A 266-nucleotide genomic window follows, 5' to 3' on the forward strand; every position below is an offset into this window, starting at 1 on the left:
GGGTTACAATCGGGCCATGCCCAATCCCGTCACGCCTGTCAGTAACTCAACGCTCAGCGTTTCCAGCCTGAACCGGCTGGTCCGCGAATGTCTCGAAGCAACTTTCCCGCTGACCTGGGTCGGCGGTGAGATTTCCAACCTGACCTACGCCGCTTCCGGCCACGTTTACTTCTCGCTGAAGGATGCCAGCGCCCAGGTGCGCTGCGTAATGTGGCGCAGCCGGGCGCAACTGCTCGGCTGGCGCCTGGAGAACGGGCAAAAGATCG

General features: G+C 62.0%; 1 protein-coding gene. It reads left to right on the forward strand.

The window, feature by feature from the left end:
- Window positions 1-16 precede the first annotated feature (16 nt).
- Window positions 17-266: exodeoxyribonuclease VII large subunit (locus B4920_RS26540; protein WP_161493395.1), on the forward strand; the 250-nt coding region annotated here is incomplete at its 3' end.

Source organism: Zoogloea sp. LCSB751 (assembly GCF_002028455.1).
GTDB lineage: Bacteria > Pseudomonadota > Gammaproteobacteria > Burkholderiales > Rhodocyclaceae > Zoogloea.